Below are 23,959 nucleotides of genomic sequence, written 5' to 3' on the forward strand. Positions count from 1 at the left end.
GCTATTGTTCATTGCCTGGCCTGGCCAGTACTTTATCTTTTTCAGCTACCGGTCCCTGGTAACTGAACCGGCGGTTTTCATCACGGGTATTGATTAAGCAGCTATCGCCCACCAGGAAAGGGATATTTTTGAAGACAGGTTTGCCCAGGCCATCCCCCGGGGCAATGTATATCTTGTTGACTTTATCCGCCAAGGTATATTCCGAATATTCTGTATCATACATGGTATGTACCAGGTACAAATGCCGCGATGCGGGGCTGTTGACGAGCGTCTCGAAACCTTCGGCCGTTTGAGTCATTGCGGGAGGATCTGTAGGCGCCGGGTGGGGCGAGAAGCTGAAATTAATATACGGCGCATGCTGGTAGTTGAATTTAAATACCAGCAACAGCTTTCCTGCCGGCACTTTTTTATCTGTGGAAGACGTGACCACATATTTACTTTTCACCGGGTCGGTAGAAAGGTAAATCGTATCGTGTTGCTGTATCCATACGCCTTTCACAAACTGGTCGAGGGCGCCGTAGCTCATGGCATATACGAAGCGGTTATTGTCAAACACGCATAGTTCTTCCGCAACTTCCATGCGGCTGGCATTGTAATAGCCGGGGATTACGGGGGAAGCTTTCTGGGCTTGAATGGGTGACTCCATGATCAGCAATAATAAAACGGATAAACCAATAGTGTATCTCATATCTGGGAAGTTAACATCCGGCTACCGCCGGTTATCCAAAGATACTAACTTTCTGTGGCGCCGTGGCAGCGGGCGATTTTACATTCCTTCTCTTTTATTTTTTCTCTACCTTTCCGGTATTTTATCATATTTTAACGATAACAACGAGCATGTACTTCCCTATTTTAACGCTGCTGCTAACGCTATCCACTCCTGGCGGGCAGCTGGCAAAAGACACCACACACCACCAGCTCTTCACTGCAGGAGTAGCCAGTGGATTAATGGGCGGCCTGTATGATGGATTTTACCCGATAGATTCCCTTGCCACAAAAGGAGATTTTGGCCTGGGTGCGCCGGATAAAATAGATGGGGAGTTGTTGTTTTTAGATGGTAAGGCCTATCAGACCCAATACACGGGAAAAACCACCGAAGTGTCGCACCGGCAGCAGCTGACGCCTTTCAGCATGGTTAATTTCTTTCACACCGACCTGACTTTCACCGTGCATCAGTCCATGGACAAAGCCGCTTTGTATCATTACCTGGACAGCCTTTTGCCGAATATGAACGGCCTGTATGCCATTCATATCAAGGGTAAGTTCAGTCACCTGAAAACGAGGGCTTTTCCACCAGTCCATGAGGCGCCCTATCCGCCGTTGGCGGGCATGTTAGGTTTGCAACACTTCTTTCAATTCAATGCCTGTACTGGCGACCTGGTAGGCTATCGCTTACCGGCCTATATGGACAACACCAATATCGCGGGATATCATTTTCATTACCTGTCGGATGCGCGGGATGCGGGTGGCCATATCGTGGACGTAGCCATTGCTGATGTGGTGATTACGGTGAGCATACTCGACAGCTATACTTTGCAAATTCCTTCCTCTCCTGCCTTTGATCACTTCGACTTCAAGCAAAACAGGCAAGAAGACATAAAAAGCGTGGAAAAGGGTTCAAAATAACAGCCAGAAGGATGCCTCCATTGCCGGAGGCATCCTTTTGTTTAAGCTAATACCCCGGCGTTCCTCCCGGATTAGTTCCTCCGGGGTTAGTGGTCATTACCGAAGTAGAAAGCTGCCCTCTTATTTCCCCGTTGGGGAAGTTTGCGGTATGGATATTTACATACCATCTACCGGAGAGCAGATCGCCTGCCTGGCCTGCACTAAGTGTTACTGTTCCTGACACCGTACCTGTAACGGCGGAAGGAAATCCTGTAATGGCAAATACCACCGGGGCTGCCACGCCTGCTGCACCAGGCCCGTGGAAGTGCATACCTGTAGGCACTCCGCTGATTTTACTCCAGCTAAGGGTGAAGCTGAGTTTATAGGTTGCAGGATCATAAGTACCAGTGAGCGTACCTGTACCTGTACTACTGTTGGCAGGCGTTTCCTGTGCACCGGTCAGCGTTGCACTAACGGTATAAGTATTGCCTCCACCAGGATTACCACTACTACTATAGCCCCCGCCACTACAGGCAGCCATACATACAGCAAAAAATAAAGAACTGTATGCAAACCACTGTCTCCTCCATAGGCGGGAGAAAGATACCTTTTTCATAACAGTTGTTTATAGTTAATACGATAGACGAGTGTTAAATGTTGCCTCATTAACGAACCTTTAACGGAGGCCTTACAAATAGCCAAAAATGTCTATCTTTCCCGAAACGACACTATGTTAGACCCAGAGATCAGCGAAAGAATCACCGCTAGTTTTGGCAGGCAAAAGCTCATGCAATTTTATGGCGCGCACATTGACCAAATCGGTCACGGCTCCATAGCCATTGCAGTACCTCCCACCGATTTCCTGTTACGTACCTCCGGCATTTTTCACGGCGGCGTCATTGCCGCACTGGCCGATACTGCGGGAGGCTATGCCGCTACCACGCTTTACCCGGAAGATGTTTCCTTTCTCACCATAGAATTTAAGATCAATTTCCTGCGCCAGGCGAAAGGTGAAATGCTCATTGCCAAAGCTGCTGTGATCAAAGGAGGCGCCACTATTACTGTAGTACAAGCCGATCTTTTTATCCGGAATAATGATAAGGAAACACAAGTTGCCACCTCTTTAATCACCCTCATAAAAGCCAGCAAATAAGCCATGGAAATCCTTAGTATCTCTCCCTTTCTCGACTACTACGACAAAGTACGGGAACGTACCCTCCGGCTCATCAAGGTAGTGCCACCCGATCAGCTAGACTGGTCTTACAAGCCGGGAAAGTTCAGTATCGGCGACCAGATCAGGCATATTGCCACCATTGAAAGGTATATGTTTGCCGAAACCATTGCCGGCCGCCCCAGCGCCTACCAGGGCTGTGGCAAAGAGCTGGCCGACGGCTATGACAACGTTGTGACCTTTTTCAACGAACTACACCAGCAATCACTCGCTATATTCCGGCAACTGAGCGATGCCGGTCTGCAACGTAAATGCACCACTCCCGGCCATGTAGATATGCGGATATGGAAATGGATGCGCGCCATGGTAGAACATGAAATTCACCACCGCGGCGAACTATATATTTACCTGAACCTGTTGGGTGTAAAAACACCACCCATGTATGGGCTCACAGCAGAAGAAGTAGCACAAAACAGTACTGTGATAGCCGGCGCCGAAAAAAATCCGGTGAAATAATTGGAGGAATTTACTAAATTAGCCACCCCAAACGGGATGTAGCGCAGCCCGGTAGCGCGCTTCGTTCGGGACGAAGAGGCCGCTGGTTCGAATCCAGTCATCCCGACAAGCCTTAAAACTAATGCAACAGCAGGTTTTAGGGCTTTTTATTGGATCCTCCGATATACCGTTACCCCAGCCCATTTTTGTTGACATAATACATCATTTCACAGGTTAGAATTATTCTATTATCAAAGCAGCTCCCCCTATGCTTCTACGTTTTCTTACCCTTTAAAAGTTCCATTTCAGGCGTACAAAAGCCCGGTGGTTAACCGCCTCAAATCCATGATCCTGTCCGGCATAAAAAGATTGCCATACAAAATTTACATCCAAATTTGTAGCGATATTGTATTGAATGGAAGGGTAAAAAATAGTCAGATTGGTTCCCGGTGAGTATAAAACAGTAACATTTACCGATAATAAGGGAGTAATTTCCCTGGCACCCGTAACTATCAGGTTCCATTTGGTTGGCATCAGGTTCTCCGGCGACAGTACAAAATCCAAATTACTCCAGTTGCTAACAGGTTTATTTAAGCCCCGGTTATTAAACAAAATACCCAGGTTCAAATACCAACCTTTCTTAAACATATAATCTCCTTCAAGCGCTACGTTCAGGTGAGCCAACGAATCCTTTCCTGCAAAAAAATACTGCGCTTCGCCTTTAAAACCGACATCTTTGATGCTGCCGGCCCATCCTGCGCCAGCTGTCATTTGATTGTGATACCAGCCCGCCATCAACTGCATGTCGTAATTCCATTTATTAAGTGCATATTTTACCGCCCCAACACTCCCATTTTTTTTATCCGTAAGGCTATAAGCAAATTCTATATTAGAAGAGTTACCGAACAGGTACCTGATCTTTCCGGCATCTACACCAGGGCGTTCCTCATAATCGAAGTCGAGAAAATTGTAAGCGTTAAAAATATCATTTGGGTTCCAGGTGGTGGTTAATCCCCAGTTAATACGTTGTCGGCCAATACGGAGGCTCAACTTATCGTTACTGTAATCAAAATACAATCTTTCCACGTTGGTAAGCAGGATCAATGATGTGTTTTCAATCCATATCTTTTGCATGTCTATTACTTCATTCTCATTTTTCAAAAGAGAAGTAAAGTGAGGGGTCAGTTTCACTTCCTCTCCCCAAAACAAACGGGTGCGGAATTCGGCAACACCGGTAATTTTTCCCGACGGTTTCCACTTAACATTAATGCGGTTATGGATCAGGTTACCGGCGATCAGATCGCTAAAATCTTTATCAAAAGTGAGTGTCTGCAAATCTTTAATATAACCGTTAAAAGTTAATTTATGAGGCATAACAGTGCTATCCTGCGCATTTGTAATAAGCGCCGACAATAATGTAAAGCACCATAGTAACAGCTTTTTCATTGCTTACACATCCGCCTTTTCGTGCCTGGTAGAAACAGCAGCGGTATCGCTAACTATTCTCCCGTCAACCAATGTTATAACTCTCCGTGCCCGTTCAATCACTCTTTGGTCGTGCGTTGAAAAAAGGAAAGTGATATGCTCTTCTTTGTTAAGCTTCGCCATAATGTCTAATAAATTAAATGCAGACTTTGAATCAAGGTTTGCCGTTGGTTCGTCCGCCAGTACAAACTTTGGTCTGCTTGCCAACGCTCTTGCCACAGCTACGCGCTGCTGCTGTCCGCCGGAAAGCTGTGCCGGCCGGGCATCCATTTTATCACTCATCTCTATTTGCCTGAACAATTGCTGCACCCTGGCATCTCGTACGCTTTTCTTTATATGCTGCAACAGCATAATAAATTCCACATTTTCCTTTGCCGTCAAAACCGGGATCAGGTTGAAGGATTGAAATACAAAACCGATATTCTTTAGCCTGAAATCAATCAGCTCATTGGTTGATAGCTTTGTAATGTCAAGTTCATTAATAAACACGCTACCATTATCAGGTTTATCCAGTCCCCCAATTAGATTCAATAAGGTCGTTTTCCCAGACCCAGATGGCCCCACCAAGGCGGTAAATTCCCCTCTTTCTATATGTAAATGCACATTATTGACGGCATACACAGGAATAGTTTCCTTATTATATACCTTGCTCACATTATGGGCATCAATGACTGTATTCATAACTATCCATTTTTTGAGCATGAGTGATATTTCCCATTTGGCTCATCTTCTCAAAGCTTCCACCGGCAGTAGCTTCAATGCCTTGATGGCAGGCAACAAACATGAAACAAATGCCGTTCCGGCTACTATTAGTAATACACCAGCTATCTTATCTGCAGGAAACTCCGGGTAAATCACTGTTCCAAAACCAAAGCTGCTCATCATCTCTCGCCCCATTCCCGACAAATCGAGGCCCTGCTTATTGAAATAAGCGGTAGCCAGCCAGCTTATAAAAAGTCCTACTGGTGTTCCCCCGAGCGTTAAAAAAATAGTTTCGAGAAAAATCATTAAAAATATCCTGACATGGTTTGTCCCCAGGGCCACCATCATGCCTATTTCGCGGGTTCGCTCCAGGATGGCCATCAGCATAGTATTCACAATACCAAATGCCAACGAAAACATAATAATAAACATGATGATGTAGGAATACTGGTCTACTGTTTTCACCAGCAGATCCGTCTCCGGTGATATTTCTCTCCAGGATTCAATTTGATAAGCAGGGAATTTTTGTTGTAATTCCCGCTGCATTTTTTCTACGGCTGCATCATTTTTCAATAAAATCACGATCTCGTGAAACGCGTTTTGAATCCCAAGCAAGGGATTCAGTTCTTCCATATTGACGTATACATTTTTCTCATCGAGGGGAGCGTTATCACTTTGGTAGATAGCAGCCACCCTGAATGCACCGGACACCATATTGCCTGAAGTATCTGTAAAAGTCAGCACCAATTTTGATCGCAGTTTCAGTTTCATCTTCTTCGCGAGTTTCTGGCCGACCATTATTTCATTCTTTTTCACCGGATCAAAGGGCCTTCCCTGGATGATTTTCCTTTGTAGTTGCGACACCTGATATTCCAGCCCGGGAATTACACCATTTATTTGTACGCCCGCACTACCGGTTGGTGTTGCCAGCATGCCCATAGCAATACTTCTGGACGCAGCAAGCTTAACTTCAGGCATCCCTTTCACTGTCGTCAGTACCCCGGCGCCATTTGCCAATATATACCGGGGATCATAATCTTCTTTAAATTTGATGTTGTGCATTTGCAGATGCCCCACCTCAGAATCGATTACATTGCGCACCCGGCTTTTCATCATGCCCTCATACAATGCCAGTACGGAAACACCGGCAAACAATCCAATCGCTATAGATAACATAATAACAATGCTTCGCATTTTATTGCGCCAAATATTCCGCCATGCCATTATGAAAATCATATCAAAATTTATTACCGCTTCATAGCTGTTACAGGATCTAGCCTAATTACCTTATATACCGGGTACAGCGATAATAGCAAGCCAATGACCAATACCACCATCCCCTGATAAGCAAATATCCACACCTCGGTAGAAGCCGGAAATATCGCCTCAAATCCGAATCTTTCATAGGCTTTAGCCGTTTCTCCTCCTATCCTTATAGGATGCCTGTTTAGATAATACACAAGCGGGATACTGGCAATAATGCCCAATAGGCAACCTACGAATACCGTAAAGACCGACTCATATAATAATAATACAATCAGCATGCTCTTTTTCATGCCAATTGAAACCAGCATACCCATTTCAAACCTTCGCTCCACCATCATCATCAGCAAGGTGCCAAAGATGCCAAAGCAGATGAGCAGGTACAAGATGCCCTGCACGTATTTCATATTGCTGGAATCGGTTTGAATATGCTGCTTTACCTCCGGTATCATTTCCTCCCACGTCATCACCTCAAACGCCTGTCCCAACGCGCCATCCAACAATGAACGGATATCCTGCAAATGGCTTGTTTTATTTAATGAAAGAACATAAGAAGTGATCATGCCATCAGCGCTATAAAAATTTTGTGCCGTCGCTAAAGGCATGAATAATGTCCTGTTGTTGAGGTCGGGAGAGCCAAATTTCACAATTCCCTTTACAAGATACTTACCGGCTGCAGTGGCGCCCCGATAGCCTTGCCCTATTAATATCACCGTATCATTGGCTGTTAACTTCAGTCGTTCTGCAAGTCCCTGCGACAACAGCACGGCGTAATCAGTGTCTTTCAGATAGCTTCCGCGGATAACCTTTTTTTCCAGAGAAGTGATCATATTTTCTTTTCGGGGGTCAATACCTGCCACCAGGCATCCCTTGGTAATATTAACAGAAGATGCCAAGGCAAAGGATTCAAGCCTGGAAGCAACCATGACCACATTCTTATTATCCAGGATCAGCTGTTCCGTTTCCGGGGATGATTTAAAACTATTATCCAGGGTTTGTTCATCCCAAAAGCCTTTCTTATGTACCTGGATGTACCCGGTATAAAAGCTGACCACATTTTTTACCAGGTTACCGAAAATACCTTCCTTTAAGCTGCTGGCTATAACAGATAAAATAACGGCAAAGAAAATTGCCGCCATCGTAATAGTGGTTCTGCTGCGGTTACGCCACATATTTTTCCAGGCCATTTTTATCAGCCACATGCTAATTCAAAGTTTTCATTTTCTCGGTAGAGAAAAAATCATCGTCAATCGGAGCATTATACAGCATACTCTTATAAATCATTTCTGTTCTTTGTCCTTTTTTATCAGCTGGAATCATCTCAAAACGGGTAGGAATGATGCGGTCATGCATCAATTTTATATCATAACTGTTCATTGTGTTAATAAGCTGACCGTCGTCGTCATAAAAACGACTGTGGAGCTCCAGGAAATCTTTTTTATCGATACACAGGATCACTTTACTCCATATGATGGCAGCAGACGGTTTCGGTATCATGCGGATAATATAACAGCTCCTGTCTTGAATAACTGTATCTCCCATAATGGTGTGGTCATAATCTTCCACCGTTGAGGATTCCTTAATCAGGTCGTCGTTTGTGAAATCGGTTCCCATCCAGCTTTGCCCCATCATTGAAGGAGGAAGTTTAATATTGCGTTCGAGTACCGGCATCCAGTTCCATACTTCCTTTTTCCTTTTTAGGAAAACAATGCCTTTGTCTTTTGCAGGTGCCGTCAGCAAGATCATTGCCAGGTTATTTCCTTTCATCCATATTTTACATTGCATTTCCCGGTTCCATGCCGGGCGGATAATTTTAATAACCATTTCTGCTTGCATGGTGCTTCCCCTCATTTTCTCATCAGCTTTCTTTACAATTTCTCTGGCATCCTGAGCAAAAGACCTTAAAAAAGATAAAATGGAAAATATGATAGCTACCACTCTCATGTGTATAAATTATCTACAATCTAAAACTAGGAAAACCAAAGGTTGCGGATAATGATGCACATCACGCCAAAAAATGACATACGTCAGTATTGCGTCAGGCAGTTATAAGAGATACTCCTGTGAACCTGCTCCTGATTACAATTGATTGAATAATATGAGCCATATCAGTATTCACAATGATGGAAATCATTTCGATGGAATATTATTAACCAGACCTTCGTGCAAAAGGTTTTAAGGTTCCGCGCGCTATATGGATATTTTAATTATTCATTATAAGATCAAATTTTATGGCAAAGCCTCACATAGTTATCCTTGGCTGCAACTTCGCCGGCCTGACCACTGCCAGGTACATTCATGCTTTAGTGAAGGGAAAAGCCAACATCACCATTATTGATCGTAAATCACTGCTCACCTTTGTTCCCAATATCCCGCTCCAGGTTTTGGCGAATATTAATCCGGCTATCGACCTCCAATATAAATTCATGTCATACTTAGAACAAGACGGCAGTGAATTTATCCAGGCAGAAATCACTGCGATTGATGCAAATACAAATACTGTTTTTTATCAACCCAACGAAAGGCCAGGCCATCCTGTAAGAAGAATCAGCTACGATTACCTGGTTATTGCATTAGGGAACCATTTGGCGTATGATGCTATTGAAGGATTTAGTGAATTCGGTCATAGTGTTACAGACACATTTCTGGGCAACCGGCTAAGAAACTATTTGCATAACGAATACAAAGGCGGCCCAATTGCCATTACCTCAGATGTTTTCCACCAGGGTAAGAGCGATCTGCTGCCTCAAAATTTGCCCATAGCGTTGACTGCCTGCGAAGGTCCACCGGTTGAGCTGGCTTTTTCACTGGCACACTGGCTGGAAAAAAGGCACAAAGGAGATGCGGCGACCATTTATCTATCTACGCCTGCAAAGGTAATTGCCGAAGATGCGGGAGAATCCATTTTACAACAGCTATTGCCCATGATGACCAAAATGGGATATAACTACCAGGCAAACACCCTTGGGATTAAAAGGATCTATGATGGCGGAATTGAATTTAATGACGGCAGCTCCCGGGAAGCCGAAATCTCCATTCTTTTTCCAGACTGGCAGGCACATTCATTTCTAAAGGGGTTACCCTTTACAGATGACAGAGGCTTTGTGATAACTGATCTGTATATGCGCAACCCTGTGTACCAGAATATTTTTGCGGTTGGAGATGCCGCCTCCATTACCGTTCCAAAAATTGGCTCACTGGGCCATATGGAAGCCGAAATATTGGCTCATTCGTTAGCAAAAGATCTGGGCGCTATTAAAGAAGAGATAAAACCTATGGCGTTTGAGCTTTTATGCATGGGCGACATGGGAGGCATTAAAGGCTTTTATATGCGAACTAATGAATGGTGGGGTGGAAAAGAAAGCCATCTCGAAATGGGCATTACACCTTACGCGCTCAAGATGGGCTTTAAACAAATGTATTACACCCTCGGAGGGAAAATACCTCACTGGGGATTAGCATTAAGTGAAATCATAGCTGATCATACGATTATCTAAATCAACAAAAATAGCATCGCCGGTAATATCCGCTGGAATAGTTATCCGGCTGCTTTCTTACGCCTGAACATTCCGAAGGCTGCCGGTAGTTGACGTATGGGTCTTAATCACCTCCAATGTAACAAATGTCACCGTCGCCGTCTTTTGTCAACATTAATTTTGTTAAAAATTAAAGTAAATGAGCCGGACAAAATACTTCACTACATGGTTCGTTATTGTATCCATTCTTCTTTCCGCATTTACCGGTAAGGTGGCAGGGCAGGAAATTGTGAGGGATATAAGCCTTAATGAAGCTATTGCAGCAGCGTTAAACAATAACAAAGACATCCACCTGGCCAGGATTGATCAAAATATAGCCGCCATCAATTTCAAAAAGACAACTGCCATTTTCCTCCCCCAGGTGAGTCTTTCCTATACCGGTATTCGCACCAATGATCCGTTGAATGCATTTGGATTTAAGCTGGAACAGAGAACGATTACACAAAATGACTTCAATCCTGCCCTCCTGAATAACCCCAATGCCACCTCTGATTATATGACCAAACTGGAAGTACAGCAGCCATTGGTCAATATAGATATGCTGTATCAACGGATGGGCGCAAAAAAACAAACCGAGGCTTATCAGTACAAAACCCAGCGTACTAAAGAATATCTAACGTTTGAGGTACAAAAGGCCTACCTGCAATTACAGCTGGCATATGACGCATTAAAAGTACTAGAGGAAGCATTACAAACAGCAAAATCAGTTTACGCCTTTACAGATAACCATTTCAAGCAAGGCTTAATTCAAAAGTCAGACCTGTTAAATGCGAAGGTGCATATCACGTCTGTTGAAAGCAGCCAGGCCAAAGCACAAAGCGGCATAAAAAACGCATCGGATTACCTTAGTCTTCTAATGGGGCAACCTTCAGGAACTATTTACAAACCTCATGGGGAGCTCCAGGCCCAGCCTGCAGCTTTGGATAGCGGCCGGTACATATATCCCGGCAGATCCGATTTCATGGCCATACAAAAAGCCATTGAAGCATCTGACCTGATGATTAAATCAAGCCAGATGAGTTACCTCCCCAGGCTTAACGCATTTGGCAATTACCAGTATAACGACAGTCGTATAACAGGCTTTGGTGCAAATTCTTATTTCTTTGGCGTCCAGTTGTCCTGGAATATTTTTACCGGGAACAAAACAAAGAATGCTATTGCCATGCAAAAATCAGAGCGGGACAAACTGGTTACCCAGCTGGCGCAGCAAAAGGAGCAAAGTCAAACGGATCTGGACAAGGCCTACAGGGACCTGTCGGATGCACGGTTTGAAATTCAACAGGGAAAGGAAGCCGTTGAACAGGCAACAGAATCGTTACGCATCTTACAAAACCGTTATAACCAGGGCCTGGTAAACACCACAGATGTACTAATGGCAGAAACGCAGCTCTCGCAGCTTAAATTTTCGCTTGCACAAGCTCAATTTTCCTCCAATGTTACCATGGCTTATATCCAATTTCTAACCTCCACTACCAACAAATAGATAATTATATGAGACCAGCTATAAATACGACCAGGATACTACAACTACTTGCCGGAGTTAGTTTATTGGTAATGAGCGCCTGCTCTCCCCATGATAAAAAGGGAACTCCAACCGGCGTCGATACGGCAATTCTGGTAACAGTAAGCCAACCCGCTACCGACGGACAGGAAGGTCTAAATGTAAGCGGCCGGATAGAGGCCGGTCAAACCGCCAATATCAGCACCAGGATAATGGGATACATTACCAGGCTAAATGTAAAAGTGGGGGATCCCGTTAATAAAGGACAGTTACTGGTAACAATAAGCAATGATGATATCCTGGCAAAAAGAGCCCAGGCCGACGCGATGATCGCTGAAGCTGAAGCGGGATACAAAAGCGCTCAAAGGGACTACGAGCGGTTTAACAACTTATACAAACAGCAAAGCGCATCGGCGAAAGAGCTGGATAATGTTACGCTACAATACAATTCTGCCAAATCAAGACTGGATGCAGCTAAACAAATGCGTAATGAAATAAACGCCACATTGAACTATACCAATTTAGTAGCTCCATTCTCCGGAACCGTCACACAAAAGTTAATGGACGCCGGCAGTATGGCTAGTCCTGGTATGCCGATACTAACTATTGAACAAAACGGCAATTACCAGGTAAGTGCTGTTGTTCCTGAAAATTCAATCAGCCAAGTAGCCCAGGGTGCTGAAGTGACCGTAAGTATCAACGCAGTTAACAAGGTGATTAAAGGTACTGTGGCACAGATCAATCAATCTTCGCAGTTTACGGGTGGACAATACCTTATCAAGGTACATATCCCGGATAATGAGAAACAAGGCCTGCTTTCAGGGATGTATGCTAATATTCTCATCCCGGTAAAACAATCCGCTCAAAATACTGCCGGCAATGACCAGGTAATGGTGCCGGTATCCTGCATCGAGTATAAAGACCAGCTAACAGGTATATACACTATAGGCAACAACAACACCGCCCTGCTACGTTGGGTAAGGCTGGGTAAGACGGTGGGAAATCAGGTGGAAGTATTAAGCGGCCTGGCTGCTCATGAACAATTTATTGCCAGTGCTGATGGCCGGCTATTTAACGGTGCTGCAGTTAAAATTAAATAACGACGGCGCGCAACAGCTTCGTTGTCATTAACTATAAATCATCATAATGAAAAACGGATTTTCAGGAAACATAGCAAAGGCATTCATACAATCGAAATTAACGATTCTGTTGATGATCGCCTTTTTACTGATCGGAGGCTATAGTACCTTTCTGATTCCACGTGAGGAAGAGCCCCAGATACAGGTACCCATGGCTGATATTTTTATTGGTTACCCGGGTGCTACCCCAAAAGATGTGGAAACCAAAGTAGCAGCGCCAATTGAGAAAATGATCTCCAATATTAAAGGCGTAGAATACGTGTATTCTACCTCCATGCAGGGGCAGGCAATGGTGATCGTCCAGTTTTATGTAGGCGAAGATGTAGAACGCTCACTGGTAAAATTGTATAGTGAGCTGATGAAAAATATGGATAAAATGCCGCAGGGCGTTACCCTTCCATTGATCAAAACACGGGCTATAGACGATGTTCCTGTGCTCGGCCTCACTATCTGGAGTGATAAATATGACGATTATCAGTTGAAGCTGATCGGGCAGGAACTGGCCAATGAGATTAAAAAAACAAACGATGTTTCAGACGTCAATATTCTTGGGGGACGCAACCGCGAGGTAAAAGTATTACTCGATAAAAATAAGATGGCAGAAAACCATGTTGACTTTTTATCCCTCAGCAAACAGATCCAGGGCAGTAATATACAACTGCAAAGCGGAACGCTGCTTCAAAAGGACACTGCTTTTTCTGTGGAAACCGGTAACTTTTTGGCGAGTGTTGATGATGTTGCCAATTTGGTAGTAGGCATAAATCAGCAACAACCAGTTTATCTTAAACAAATAGCCACGGTAGAAGAAGGCGCCGAAACGCCTGCTCAATATGTATTGTTTGGATACGGAAAAGCGGATGCATCAAATGCCCGTTCTTTTAAATCCAATTATCCGGCCATCACCCTGTCGGTCGCCAAAAAGAAAGGCGCAGACGCCATGAAGTTATCTGAAGCGCTCATAAGTAAGATTAACCATTTAAAAGCCGGTCTATTACCTGGCGACGTGCATTTAACGGTTACCAGGAACTACGGCGAAACAGCCTCCGATAAAGTGTCTGAATTGCTGTTTCACTTGTTTATTGCCATTGTGGTAGTTACTGTATTTGTAATGCTGGCCATGGGATGGCGGGGCGGCCTGGTAGTATTTCTATCCGTACCGGTAACCTTCGCCCTGACACTTTTTGCATACTACTTTATGCATTACACGCTTAACCGTATTACCCTGTTTGCCCTGGTATTCATAACGGGTATTGTGGTAGATGATTCCATCATCATAGCGGAGAATATGCACCGGCACTTTAAAATGAAAAAGTTACCTCCACTACAAGCGGCGATATATGCTATCAATGAAGTAGGTAACCCGACCATACTGGCTACTTTTACTGTAATAGCCGCAGTTTTGCCCATGGCCTTTGTGTCTGGTATGATGGGACCATATATGAGCCCGATGCCTATAGGCGCGTCCATAGCAATGCTATTATCACTAATCGTTGCTTTAACGCTTACCCCTTATCTGGGTTATATATTCCTCCGGGAAAAAGAAAAACATAGCGCCCGGGCGGAAGCAACTGAAAACAAAGCACTAGAAGAGACCCGTATTTATAAGATATACCGCGCTTTCATCCAGCCTTTGCTGGAAACCCGTTGGAAACGCTGGACGTTCATACTAAGCATCGTGATCATCCTAATGGCCTCACTGTTTATGTTCTATACCAAAGCAGTTGCGGTAAAAATGCTCCCCTTTGATAATAAGAACGAGTTCCAGGTGATAATTGATATGCCTGAAGGCACTACATTGGAAAAAACGCAGGCGGTAGCAAAAGATATCGGTGCTTACATCTCAACACAGCCCTTGGTCAGAAATTATCAATCCTACATAGGAACCTCTGCTCCCATCAGTTTCAATGGGCTGGTACGCCATTATGACCTAAGAAGAGGCAATAACGTTGCGGATATACAGGTAAACCTGGTTGATAAAAAAGACAGGAACCTGCAAAGTCATAGTATAGCCAAAGAAATGCGCGGCCCCATACAGCACATTGCCCAAAAATACAACGCCAACGTAAAAATTGTAGAAGTACCTCCCGGTCCGCCGGTATTATCGACGCTCGTAGCAGAGATTTATGGCCCTGATTATGATGAACAAGTAAAGATCGCAAAACAGGTAAAGGCCCTTTTCAACCAAACAACAGGCGTGGTGGATGTGGATTGGATGACGGAAGATGATCAGCCGGAATATCATATTGAAGTCAACAAGGAAAAAGCGATGCGCTATGGAATAGCTTCAGCGCAAATAACAGCTACCATCAATGCTGCTTTATCAGGTATGCCGGCAGGGAATATCTTCCAGCCGACGGCATACAATCAAACCGCGATAAAGTTGCAGCTGAGTGATGCCGAAAAAACCAGTATAGACGATGTACTTAACCTGAAAATTGTAAATATGCAGGGTAATGCATTTCCTATCAGGGACCTGGTGACGGTAACCCGGCAGGTGAAACCAAAAAGTATTTACCGCAAGAACCAAAAAGAAGTAGTGTACGTACTGGCAGACATGGCCGGTAAACTGGAAAGTCCGTCTTATGCCATCTCTGATGTTTCTGATAAACTAAAAACAGTGCACATACCCAAGGGATATTCACTAAAAGAAGAATATACCCATCAGCCGGAACTGGAAGACAACTATAGCCTGAAATGGGATGGAGAATGGCAAATCACTTTCGAAGTTTTCAGAGACCTGGGTATCGCCTTCGCAGTGGTGATTATTATGATTTACATCCTAATTGTTGGCTGGTTTCAGAATTTTACTGTACCACTGGTTATGCTTGCCGCTATCCCGTTATCATTAATCGGTATTGTGGTGGGCCACTGGCTGTTTCATGCCTATTTCACAGCAACTTCAATGATTGGCTTTATTGCGCTGGCGGGCGTGATGGTCCGGAACTCCATACTGTTGATTGATTTTATTAATATCCGGCTAAAAGCTGGAATTCCATTAAAGCAGGCTATCATAGAAGCCGGAGCGGTACGTACAACCCCTATTTTGCTGACCGCAGGAGCGGTGGCATTAGGGGCAGTGATCATTTTATTTGACCCTATCTTCCAGGGATTGGCGATTGCATTAATGGGCGGCACTGTCACCTCTACGTTCCTGACACTGATCGTAGTTCCTTTACTATATTTCAAAATGATGCGTAAAAAAGAGCTTAAACAATTTAAATCTGGCATATGAAACTGTTTATAGTCACCTGTCTTAAAGAATTGCTGGGCGATATTTCAAAAATCTTCAAGCTGGCAAACATTGACATCTTTAGCTCGGGCGATATCATTGGCCATAGAGACGGCCAGCCACCTGGCATTTTGGAAGAATGGTTTGCCAGTGGAAACCCACAATTTGATTCAGTGATGATATTTGCCTTCACAAGCGATGCAAATACCAAACTTGGAATTGAATTGATTATCGACTACAATAAAAAGCTGAAAGAAAATTTTCCGGTCAGAGCATTTGTTCTGCCCGTAGAAAAATACGTTTAACTTTAAAAGCTAAAAATATGAGAGAAAGAATTGTGCGTGCCTTTGCCGGCACACTTGTTTTAACCAGTATAATCTTAGCGTATACGGTAAATACTAATTGGATATGGCTGGGTGTATTCGCGGGCGCAAACTTGCTACAATCTTCTATTACCAGGTTTTGCCCGCTGGAGAAGATCTTAAAAGCAGCGGGTGTTAAAGATTAGTTCGAAGTGTGTTATTTGTATAATATCATGTTCGATCCCCCTGTCAAATTGTAGTGATCGCCAGCTTTGCCATTTAAATTTAATCTTTTGCGATTGGGGCGCTGATCTGTGTTCAACAGATCAACAATAACCTGTTTTGTCCGGGCTTTTCCTTTGGTGCACGGTGAATACAGGGAGGCACCTCGCTTTCAGGATGATCAACCGCCAGCCTCCATAGGCGCCCCAAACCTAAACTTATTGGATGTGCATCGGGGTTAGCCTGGTAATGCAGGTCAAAGCTATGCTCGCTTAAAAATGATTCAAAACCTTCCTCTGCTCCATGATAGCGTTTTTTGAGCTCATCCCGGATGTCGGGGATAAATACTTTCTTCCTTCCCTGTGAATTTGGCAATATTTCACTGGACGTTCCATAATAGGTGCACAAAAAGGTATCGACGGGTACAGGTGAGCGATCTACATGAAAAGAATAAACATCGGTTGAAAAAAACGGGTAGGCATCATCCCGTTCATAGTAGCTGATTACATTCAGGATTGGCAATGCACCATGAGCTTCCAGTAACTTCAGGTCATCTAAAATAATTTCCCGGGCAAGCTGTCCCTGTTCACTCAACTGCAGTTCACGAAGTTCGTCTTGTCCGATTTCCGTTATATTTCCACTTAACGTTATCTTCTCTGTAATCTCTGAAAAATCACCTGTTAGCTGACGATTCCAGCAAATTGCATTCATTTCTCCGCTAAATGGCGTAGAAATAAGGTCTTGAAAATTCGTGACATAGTGAATTTGTTTCTCCGTATGAGATAAATCTATCATAATGGTAATATAAAATCATCCGGCAACGAAGTACGGTTATTTTTACGATACCTACGGTTTTCCGTAAGTTATTCATCGCCCAAAACACCACTTTGCAGGTCAATTAAAATCCATACTATGACCACATATCAAATTACCTGCATTAACAAACGGGGTAGCCATTACGACGACCACGAAAGAATTTCTCATATCGGAGGACTAACCAATGATGGATTCCGCTGGAAGCTGTCAGAAGACGATGCGATCAAATCAATTGAAGAGGGTAAATGTCAATTTTTCGTTAGCGTTAATGGTAAAAGCGTAGATGTTGTCATCGCATCGCACGATAACCGGAAATACCTGAAAACAACATCAGATGGATACCGCCCCAATAACTTACTAAATCTTCCGGAGTGCCCGGCAGGCTAAATTCATCCAAAAGATCAGGCATTAAAAAGACTTGATGAGTGAAACAGCACAACCGAATCCACTTAATAGCGGCGTCTTTAACGTATAAGTTAAGGGCGCCGCTACTTAAATACTTGCACTGGTTGATCCAGTACTTTCTGGTAAACTATGAACGAGCTTCCAGCAGCCTTGTATATATTTCTGCAAACACCGCAAAGCTCCAAAGCGTTGTTTCGCTGAAACTAAACACTTCTTTGCCGGTCTTATCTTTGATGGAGTATCCTTTTAACGCTGCTTTCTGAATGGGTTGCAGGTTTGCTAAAGGATAATTAGTATCGTTAACCGTGAGAAATTCTTTATTCAGACTTACCTGTTTGGATTTACTATTTAAAAATGTGTTGGCAGATAACGCAGTAAAGGAGTTTTTCAGTGCAGTAGCTGTAGTGATATAATTGAATTCAATAGTTTTTCCCTGCTCAATTTCCTGCCACAGGTATTCACTTCTTTTGACACGGTTTAGATCGATTAAAGCGCCGATATCCCCGCTGTGGTGAATGCTGATAAGCTCCCATTGATCGCTGCCATCGCTTTTGAAAGCGAGGTTATTAGGCCCTGGAGACTTGCCGGTAGTGAACAGGAACAAGTCCGTAAGGTTTTTTACTGGCATAAGGTATTCCTGCGATTTATATTTACGTTCTATACCATTTTCATACAAAAAATATTGAGGCTTATCCATTTTCCGTTTGGCGCTCGCGTAAAAAATGACCGCCATGGCCAGTCCAAAAACGAAAATGAATTTGGAGGCGAAGCCCATTCCCGGCTCATTGGGCAGCAGGAAAGCCAGCGCCAGTCCACCCAGGGCTATCAACACAAACAATCCTATAAAAAATCCATATACTACCCACATTGATGAGCTTTGCTTATACTCCTGAAGCAATTTTCCTTTTTCCATATAGTTTAATAAAAAATTATGTGCTGTAAATCACATGTAATTGAGAAGGGGGTTACCTTCTACCAGGTTAATTAATTTGGGTTAAGCCGCAAATATATACACTTTACAGTATCAACTCAAAAAAAATTCTATCCTGTTCCTACTGACAGGTTGGTCATTACGGCCAGGCCACCTCTTCTCTTCCCCCATCCTGGTAGTTACGCACGCTTGTTTTTTTAGAATCAAATCGACAAAAAACTGAACAAAATCCCAGAAAGATATTTTATTTCTTCGCATGATTCCGCGTGAAGCGTATTGGAAACATTCACTAAAATTTAGATAAGTTCAACAAGAAAACGTTATGAGTAAATTATTTTTATCCTTGCTGGCCATTATATCCTTTCAATTCCTGTTTGCCCAGCAAAACCTGCTGACCCAATTCCCGAAAGGCGCCACGCCCTCCGAGGTGGGTAAGCGATTGGCCTACCACTTCGTGGACGGCAGACATGAGCTTTATGCCGGACGGTATATTCACTATGCCGAAGTTTGCAGCTGGAACGGCGCCTTGGACTACGCTGTAAAAACAAAAGATCAAAAGCTCATCAAGCTGCTACAGGACAAATTCGAGCCCTTCTTCTCCCGGGAAAAGGTATTGCTGCCGCCCATGAACCATGTAGACTACAACATGTTTGGCAGCATTGCGCTGAAACTCTACCAGGTAACAAAAGACGAACGATATAAGAAAATAGGACTAGCCTATGCCGACACCCAGTGGGAAGTGCCAAAGGATGCCAAACCAGATGAAAAAGCCTGGGCGGATAAAGGGTATTCCTGGCAAACACGTTTATGGATCGACGATATGTATATGATTACCGTTGTACAAAACGAGGCCTATAAAGTAACCGGCGATCGTAAATATATCGACAGAGCGGCAAAAGAAATGGTACTCTATCTGAATGAAATGCAACGTCCGAACGGGCTTTTCTACCACGCGCCGGATGTGCCATACTACTGGGCCAGGGGAGCTGGCTGGATGGCAGTAGGCATGCCCGATCTGCTCCGTGAGCTGCCTAAAGATCACAAAGACCGCCAACGTATTATGGAAGGCTATCTGACTATGATGAAAAGCCTGAAAGCCCATCAAAGGCCCAGCGGTATGTGGAACCAGCTGATTGATGAAGCTGACTTCTGGCCGGAAACATCTGGTACCGCCATGTTTACCTATGCATTTATTGTTGGCGTTCAGCAAGGGTGGTTAGATGCAGCCGAGTATGCTCCCGCAGCAAGAAAAGCATGGATGGCCATGAGTTCGTATATAGACGAACGTAATAATGTAACCGAAGTTTGTGTAGGTACAGGTAAAAAGAACGATAAGCAATATTACCTTGACCGCCCACGTAATGCGGGCGACCTTCACGGGCAAGCCCCCTACCTGTGGTGCGCAGCAGCACTTTTAGGGAAATAACTGGCTGGTTTCCTGCTGTTGTTGCTGGTGGCGCTGGTGCGGGGACACCAAAGCCACCAACAACAACCTGTTTTCTCTTTGCCTATTTCATCCTCTTCTCCTTCCGCCCCTATATTTTGGAATGATTCGACAAAAAGTTGAATGAAACGTACGAAAAAAGAATTTTTACTTCGTACTACAATACTGAATGAATGATTTTCCACGAATATAAATCACATAGACCAGGTGTGTAGCAGGTAGCATTTTTGCAGCTTATACTTCTTTATGTAAAGAATATCCACTTATGAACCAGCCATGACGGCTATTCCACGTATACAGATCCAAAACATTACTTCGGCACCGTGGTATCCCATCTGTATATACCAATCTATGCTATTATAAATTTCATCGAGATAACGACCAAATGATCATTATGGAGAAAAACTATACAACAACCAGGAAGCCCCACGCCGCTTCTTCGTGTACGAGGTACTTACTGAACGGGCTATTGATAGCCTTATTGTTTTTTCTGCTCCCCTTCCATACCCTCGCACAACATCAAACGGTAACCGGCCGGGTTACTGACTCCCTGGGTAATGGAATAGCCGGCGTTACAATTGCCGCCAAGGGAACAACAGTGGTTGCAAAAACGGACTTATCGGGCAACTTTAGTATCCAGACGGAAAAAGGCATTCCCCTGAGAGCGTCGCACGTAAGTTATGTCAGCAAAGAAGTGATACCGAATGGAAAACCGCTGGCTATTATACTGCAACAAGCTACCAACGATCTAAACAATGTGGTGGTTATCGGTTACGGCACCATGAAGAAAAAAGATCTTACGGGGGCCATCACATCTATCCGCCCGGATAAGATTGCAGATGAGAACCCTAAAACAGTGCAGGATATCATACGCGGAACACCCGGCGTAAGCGTGGGTTTTGACCCTTCTGCAAAGGGAGGTGGCACGATACGTATCCGCGGCCAGCGCTCCGTATATACGGATGGCGGGCATAATGATCCTTTGCTGATACTGGACGGAATGATTTTTTATGGCGAATTGTCCGAAATAAATCCCGATGACATTGATCAGATTGATGTTCTTAAAGACGCCTCAGCTGCAGCCATTTATGGTGCGAAGTCAGCCAACGGGGTACTCATCATCACTACTAAAAAAGGGAAAAAAGGGAAGCCTACTATTCATCTGACAACCAATTTCGGGCTTTCTGACATGGCCGCCAACAGGAAGGTTTTTGGCCCCGACGGCTATATGAAATACCGCCAGGACTGGTATACAGCAGCTACCTATGGCATCAATACAGCAACCGGAGCCTATGAGCCATATATATCAGAAACAGCAACAGCTGGTAAATGGGGATATTATGAAATGCCTACCGCTGATATGTTGCAAAAATATGGCATCACTATTGACGAATGGCGGGCCTATTCAACAAATGCCAGTAACGCCTCTGATAAAGAAATCCAGGCTAAACGCTTAGGGCTTCAATATACTACATTAGACAACTATCTAAAAGGAAAATCCTTCGATTGGTATGACCACAGTTTCCGTACCGGCTTTAACCAGGACTACAACCTCAGCGTATCCGGCGCCAGCGATAAAATAAATTATTATTTGTCCGCCGGCTATCTGTCTAACCAGGGTGTGGTGGTAGGTGATAACTACCGGGCAGTACGCTCTAACCTGAAAGTGGACGGTAAAGTCACCAACTGGCTCGATATCAGCGCCAATGTCAACTTCCAGGACCGGTCCGATGGAAATATTGCGAATAACTGGGGAGCCCAGATTATCAACAACAGCCCTTTTGCGTCTTACAAGGACGAAAATGGTAACCTGGAAGTACATCCTATGGGCGATGAAATGACTGCCAGCAAGGGGTATAATTTTGATTTCAATAAACAGTATATGAAGCTTGAAAGAGGCTATACTGTGCTAAATACCATTCTCTCCGCCAAGGTAAAATTGCCCTTCAATATCCGCTACTCTTTTAATGTTTCTCCGCGATATCAGTGGTATTATAACCGCTATTTCGAATCGTCGGAACACCCCGACTGGTTACCTATAAACCATGGTGTGGACCGGAACTGGGGAAAACGCTTTGATTGGTCTTTGAATAATACAATCAGCTGGGAAAAGACTTTTGCCCAAAAGCATAAGGTAAATGTAACCCTGGTCCAGGAAGCTGAAGAAAGACGGTACTGGAGCGATGTTATCAATGCCCGCAATATTTTGCCCAGTGATGCATTAGGATTTCATGAAACTTCTACCGGCGATCCGCTTAACAGCAGTTTCAATACCGACGATTCTCATGAAACGGCTGATGGTATGCTTGCCCGCGTGTTCTATTCATATGATGACCGTTATATGCTGACGACCTCTGTACGCCGCGACGGTTACTCTGCGTTTGGTACTTCGAATCCTCGGGCCACCTTTTTCTCCGCAGCATTAGCCTGGACCTTTACCAATGAAAGATTCTTTAACTGGAGCCCGTTGAACAACGGTAAATTGCGGCTATCCTATGGGCAAAACGGAAACAGGTCCCTTGCCAACCCTTATATTGCGCTGGCCAACCTCGCTAACGGCGCCACTACTCAGGGATACTTAGATGCCAGCGGCAACTATATCCAGTATTACTATCTAAGGATTGATCGTATGGCGAACCCCCATTTACAATGGGAAAAAACATCCGCATATAATATCGGGCTGGATCTCGCTTTCCTAAATAACCGGATCTCCGCTACACTCGATTATTATTACATGCCTACCACCAATATGGTCATGAGTCAATCGTTGCCCGACTTTTCAGGATTTACCAGCATTACTACTAATTTGGGAGAAATACAAAATAAAGGTTTCGAAATTTCGGTTAATTCCCAAAATATCAGAACGCCCAATTTCACCTGGAATACCACTTTCGGATTCTCGAAATATAAAAACACCATTAAGCACCTTTATTACCGGTATGAGGATGTATTAGATGCCGATGGAAAGGTAGTGTCCTCAAAAGAATCTGATGATATCTCCAACGGATGGTTTATCGGACAGTCTGCCAGCGCCATCTGGAACTACCGCGTAACCGGAATATGGCAGGTGAATGAGGCAGCGGAAGCGGCCAAATACGGCCAGCGACCCGGAGATCCTAAAGTAGCTAATAACTACACGGCAGATGATATAAAAAACACGGATGGCACCACAACGGCGGTTTATAATAATAAGGACAAGGAATTCCTGGGCCAGACTACCCCGCCGATAATGTGGTCTCTACGGAATGATTTTACTTATAAAAACTTCAACTTCTCTTTCAATATCTATTCTTCCTGGGGCCATAAAAGCCTGAGTACTTCTTACCTGAACCAGGACAATAGTGTTTCCTTGGTGACGTACAATGCCAATACGTATCAAAAGGAATATTGGACGCTGGATCATCCGAGTGACTTTTTCGGACGGCTGGATGCACGGGGTCCTTCCGGTGTTGCCTCTCCCAACAGGGTATTTGATCGTTCTTTTATCAGGCTTGATAATGCAACAATTGGCTACACACTGCCCCACAAGCTTATCTCACCGGCAGGAATTGAAAATCTGAAGGTATATGCTACGGTTCGCAATGTAGCTGTCTGGAAAAAAGATAAAAACTGGAACTACTGGGATATTGAAACCGGTGATATGGCGCCGAGAATATACACGCTTGGGCTGAACGTGACCTTCTAAAAATATTCATTTTCATACCTGTTTCTAA

21 protein-coding genes and 1 tRNA gene are annotated in these 23,959 nt (G+C 44.2%); 13 read left to right on the forward strand and 9 right to left on the reverse strand.

Translation table 11 applies throughout. The features are described from left to right. Window position 1 precedes the first annotated feature (1 nt). Entirely contained in the window at window positions 2-688 is a 687-nt protein-coding gene (locus HGH90_RS01980; protein WP_168763318.1) for a hypothetical protein, read from the reverse strand. Between the two features lie 149 nt (window positions 689-837). Between HGH90_RS01980 and budA the strand changes: the two genes are divergently transcribed. Then, window positions 838-1,626: an acetolactate decarboxylase gene (gene budA / locus HGH90_RS01985; protein ID WP_168763319.1), complete on the forward strand. Its 789-nt coding sequence runs from the start codon at window positions 838-840 to the stop codon at window positions 1,624-1,626. Window positions 1,627-1,672: 46 nt separating this feature from the next. On the opposite strand, the gene HGH90_RS01990 is transcribed toward budA, so the two are convergent. Continuing rightward, complete coding sequence (locus HGH90_RS01990) at window positions 1,673-2,221, reverse strand: CHRD domain-containing protein (protein ID WP_168763320.1); 549 nt, start codon at window positions 2,219-2,221, stop codon at window positions 1,673-1,675. 114 nt (window positions 2,222-2,335) lie between these two features. Here HGH90_RS01990 and HGH90_RS01995 point away from each other — a divergent pair, with 114 nt between their 5' ends. From HGH90_RS01995 to HGH90_RS02005, 3 genes are all read left to right on the forward strand, one after another. Beyond that, complete coding sequence (locus tag HGH90_RS01995) at window positions 2,336-2,758, forward strand: PaaI family thioesterase (protein WP_168763321.1); 423 nt, start codon at window positions 2,336-2,338, stop codon at window positions 2,756-2,758. 3 nt (window positions 2,759-2,761) lie between these two features. After that, on the forward strand, window positions 2,762-3,292 hold the full coding sequence (locus HGH90_RS02000) for a DinB family protein (RefSeq protein ID WP_169190263.1): 531 nt from the start codon (window positions 2,762-2,764) through the stop codon (window positions 3,290-3,292). Between the two features lie 32 nt (window positions 3,293-3,324). Next, window positions 3,325-3,398 (forward strand) — tRNA-Pro (locus HGH90_RS02005). 164 nt (window positions 3,399-3,562) lie between these two features. Here HGH90_RS02005 and HGH90_RS02010 read toward each other — a convergent pair. The 5 genes from HGH90_RS02010 to HGH90_RS02030 all read right to left on the reverse strand — a co-directional run bounded on the left by HGH90_RS02010 (window position 3,563) and on the right by HGH90_RS02030 (window position 8,665). Further along, entirely contained in the window at window positions 3,563-4,717 is a 1,155-nt protein-coding gene (locus HGH90_RS02010) for a hypothetical protein (protein WP_168763338.1), read from the reverse strand. 3 nt (window positions 4,718-4,720) lie between these two features. Continuing rightward, a complete protein-coding gene (locus HGH90_RS02015; protein WP_168763339.1) occupies window positions 4,721-5,437 on the reverse strand; it encodes an ABC transporter ATP-binding protein in 717 nt (238 codons plus the stop codon). A gap of 42 nt (window positions 5,438-5,479) precedes the next feature. Beyond that, on the reverse strand, window positions 5,480-6,634 hold the full coding sequence (locus tag HGH90_RS02020; RefSeq protein WP_247679843.1) for an ABC transporter permease: 1,155 nt from the start codon (window positions 6,632-6,634) through the stop codon (window positions 5,480-5,482). Between the two features lie 71 nt (window positions 6,635-6,705). Then, window positions 6,706-7,923, reverse strand: coding sequence for an ABC transporter permease (locus tag HGH90_RS02025; RefSeq protein WP_168763341.1), 1,218 nt, complete (start codon window positions 7,921-7,923; stop codon window positions 6,706-6,708). A gap of 1 nt (window position 7,924) precedes the next feature. Continuing rightward, window positions 7,925-8,665 (reverse strand): outer membrane lipoprotein-sorting protein, encoded by a 741-nt coding sequence (locus HGH90_RS02030; protein ID WP_169190264.1) that lies wholly within the window; start codon window positions 8,663-8,665, stop codon window positions 7,925-7,927. Between the two features lie 287 nt (window positions 8,666-8,952). On the opposite strand from HGH90_RS02030, the gene HGH90_RS02035 reads away from it, so the two are divergent. From HGH90_RS02035 to HGH90_RS02060, 6 genes are all read left to right on the forward strand, one after another. Next, a complete protein-coding gene (locus HGH90_RS02035; protein WP_169190265.1) occupies window positions 8,953-10,218 on the forward strand; it encodes an NAD(P)/FAD-dependent oxidoreductase in 1,266 nt (421 codons plus the stop codon). A gap of 178 nt (window positions 10,219-10,396) precedes the next feature. After that, entirely contained in the window at window positions 10,397-11,740 is a 1,344-nt protein-coding gene (locus tag HGH90_RS02040) for a TolC family protein (RefSeq protein ID WP_169190266.1), read from the forward strand. A gap of 8 nt (window positions 11,741-11,748) precedes the next feature. Beyond that, the gene (locus HGH90_RS02045; protein ID WP_168763345.1) at window positions 11,749-12,858 is read left to right on the forward strand and encodes an efflux RND transporter periplasmic adaptor subunit; all 1,110 of its coding nucleotides are present in this window, start codon (window positions 11,749-11,751) and stop codon (window positions 12,856-12,858) included. Between the two features lie 46 nt (window positions 12,859-12,904). Then, window positions 12,905-16,129, forward strand: coding sequence for an efflux RND transporter permease subunit (locus tag HGH90_RS02050; RefSeq protein WP_169190267.1), 3,225 nt, complete (start codon window positions 12,905-12,907; stop codon window positions 16,127-16,129). Further along, a complete protein-coding gene (locus tag HGH90_RS02055) occupies window positions 16,126-16,431 on the forward strand; it encodes a hypothetical protein (RefSeq protein WP_168763347.1) in 306 nt (101 codons plus the stop codon). The genes HGH90_RS02050 and HGH90_RS02055 overlap by 4 nt, the downstream gene beginning before the upstream one ends. A 17-nt stretch (window positions 16,432-16,448) precedes the next feature. Next, the gene (locus tag HGH90_RS02060) at window positions 16,449-16,634 is read left to right on the forward strand and encodes a DUF2892 domain-containing protein (protein ID WP_168763348.1); all 186 of its coding nucleotides are present in this window, start codon (window positions 16,449-16,451) and stop codon (window positions 16,632-16,634) included. 112 nt (window positions 16,635-16,746) lie between these two features. Here HGH90_RS02060 and HGH90_RS02065 read toward each other — a convergent pair whose 3' ends face one another. After that, the gene (locus HGH90_RS02065) at window positions 16,747-17,445 is read right to left on the reverse strand and encodes a hypothetical protein (RefSeq protein ID WP_169190268.1); all 699 of its coding nucleotides are present in this window, start codon (window positions 17,443-17,445) and stop codon (window positions 16,747-16,749) included. A 117-nt stretch (window positions 17,446-17,562) separates the two neighbouring features. On the opposite strand from HGH90_RS02065, the gene HGH90_RS02070 reads away from it, so the two are divergent. Next, window positions 17,563-17,853 carry a DUF3892 domain-containing protein gene (locus tag HGH90_RS02070; protein WP_168763350.1) on the forward strand — a complete coding sequence of 97 codons (291 nt, stop codon included), beginning with the start codon at window positions 17,563-17,565 and terminating at the stop codon, window positions 17,851-17,853. Between the two features lie 145 nt (window positions 17,854-17,998). On the opposite strand, the gene HGH90_RS02075 is transcribed toward HGH90_RS02070, so the two are convergent. Then, on the reverse strand, window positions 17,999-18,784 hold the full coding sequence (locus HGH90_RS02075) for a hypothetical protein (RefSeq protein WP_169190269.1): 786 nt from the start codon (window positions 18,782-18,784) through the stop codon (window positions 17,999-18,001). Window positions 18,785-19,124: 340 nt separating this feature from the next. On the opposite strand from HGH90_RS02075, the gene HGH90_RS02080 reads away from it, so the two are divergent. Both HGH90_RS02080 and HGH90_RS02085 read left to right on the forward strand, forming a co-directional pair. Beyond that, window positions 19,125-20,228 carry a glycoside hydrolase family 105 protein gene (locus tag HGH90_RS02080; RefSeq protein WP_169190270.1) on the forward strand — a complete coding sequence of 368 codons (1,104 nt, stop codon included), beginning with the start codon at window positions 19,125-19,127 and terminating at the stop codon, window positions 20,226-20,228. A 412-nt stretch (window positions 20,229-20,640) separates the two neighbouring features. Next, a complete protein-coding gene (locus HGH90_RS02085; protein ID WP_169190271.1) occupies window positions 20,641-23,931 on the forward strand; it encodes a SusC/RagA family TonB-linked outer membrane protein in 3,291 nt (1,096 codons plus the stop codon). The last annotated feature ends 28 nt before the right edge of the window (window positions 23,932-23,959 follow it).

It is taken from the genome of Chitinophaga sp. Ak27 (genome assembly GCF_012726295.1).
Lineage (GTDB): Bacteria > Bacteroidota > Bacteroidia > Chitinophagales > Chitinophagaceae > Chitinophaga.

What these genes read in the sequence shown, in the direction of transcription:
- HGH90_RS02080 (WP_169190270.1), top strand. Translation starts at nt 19,125, where the DNA reads ATGAGTAAATTATTTTTATCCTTGCTGGCCATTATATCCTTTCAATTC.
- HGH90_RS02035 (WP_169190265.1), top strand. Translation starts at nt 8,953, where the DNA reads ATGGCAAAGCCTCACATAGTTATCCTTGGCTGCAACTTCGCCGGCCTG.
- HGH90_RS02070 (WP_168763350.1), top strand. Translation starts at nt 17,563, where the DNA reads ATGACCACATATCAAATTACCTGCATTAACAAACGGGGTAGCCATTAC.
- HGH90_RS01980 (WP_168763318.1), bottom strand. Translation starts at nt 688, where the DNA reads ATGAGATACACTATTGGTTTATCCGTTTTATTATTGCTGATCATGGAG.
- budA (WP_168763319.1), top strand. Translation starts at nt 838, where the DNA reads ATGTACTTCCCTATTTTAACGCTGCTGCTAACGCTATCCACTCCTGGC.
- HGH90_RS01990 (WP_168763320.1), bottom strand. Translation starts at nt 2,221, where the DNA reads ATGAAAAAGGTATCTTTCTCCCGCCTATGGAGGAGACAGTGGTTTGCA.
- HGH90_RS02015 (WP_168763339.1), bottom strand. Translation starts at nt 5,437, where the DNA reads ATGAATACAGTCATTGATGCCCATAATGTGAGCAAGGTATATAATAAG.
- HGH90_RS02075 (WP_169190269.1), bottom strand. Translation starts at nt 18,784, where the DNA reads ATGGAAAAAGGAAAATTGCTTCAGGAGTATAAGCAAAGCTCATCAATG.
- HGH90_RS02025 (WP_168763341.1), bottom strand. Translation starts at nt 7,923, where the DNA reads ATGTGGCTGATAAAAATGGCCTGGAAAAATATGTGGCGTAACCGCAGC.
- HGH90_RS02065 (WP_169190268.1), bottom strand. Translation starts at nt 17,445, where the DNA reads ATGATAGATTTATCTCATACGGAGAAACAAATTCACTATGTCACGAAT.
- HGH90_RS02010 (WP_168763338.1), bottom strand. Translation starts at nt 4,717, where the DNA reads ATGAAAAAGCTGTTACTATGGTGCTTTACATTATTGTCGGCGCTTATT.
- HGH90_RS02000 (WP_169190263.1), top strand. Translation starts at nt 2,762, where the DNA reads ATGGAAATCCTTAGTATCTCTCCCTTTCTCGACTACTACGACAAAGTA.
- HGH90_RS02045 (WP_168763345.1), top strand. Translation starts at nt 11,749, where the DNA reads ATGAGACCAGCTATAAATACGACCAGGATACTACAACTACTTGCCGGA.
- HGH90_RS02030 (WP_169190264.1), bottom strand. Translation starts at nt 8,665, where the DNA reads ATGAGAGTGGTAGCTATCATATTTTCCATTTTATCTTTTTTAAGGTCT.
- HGH90_RS02055 (WP_168763347.1), top strand. Translation starts at nt 16,126, where the DNA reads ATGAAACTGTTTATAGTCACCTGTCTTAAAGAATTGCTGGGCGATATT.
- HGH90_RS02020 (WP_247679843.1), bottom strand. Translation starts at nt 6,634, where the DNA reads ATGTTATCTATAGCGATTGGATTGTTTGCCGGTGTTTCCGTACTGGCA.
- HGH90_RS02050 (WP_169190267.1), top strand. Translation starts at nt 12,905, where the DNA reads ATGAAAAACGGATTTTCAGGAAACATAGCAAAGGCATTCATACAATCG.
- HGH90_RS02085 (WP_169190271.1), top strand. Translation starts at nt 20,641, where the DNA reads ATGGAGAAAAACTATACAACAACCAGGAAGCCCCACGCCGCTTCTTCG.
- HGH90_RS02040 (WP_169190266.1), top strand. Translation starts at nt 10,397, where the DNA reads ATGAGCCGGACAAAATACTTCACTACATGGTTCGTTATTGTATCCATT.
- HGH90_RS01995 (WP_168763321.1), top strand. Translation starts at nt 2,336, where the DNA reads ATGTTAGACCCAGAGATCAGCGAAAGAATCACCGCTAGTTTTGGCAGG.
- HGH90_RS02060 (WP_168763348.1), top strand. Translation starts at nt 16,449, where the DNA reads ATGAGAGAAAGAATTGTGCGTGCCTTTGCCGGCACACTTGTTTTAACC.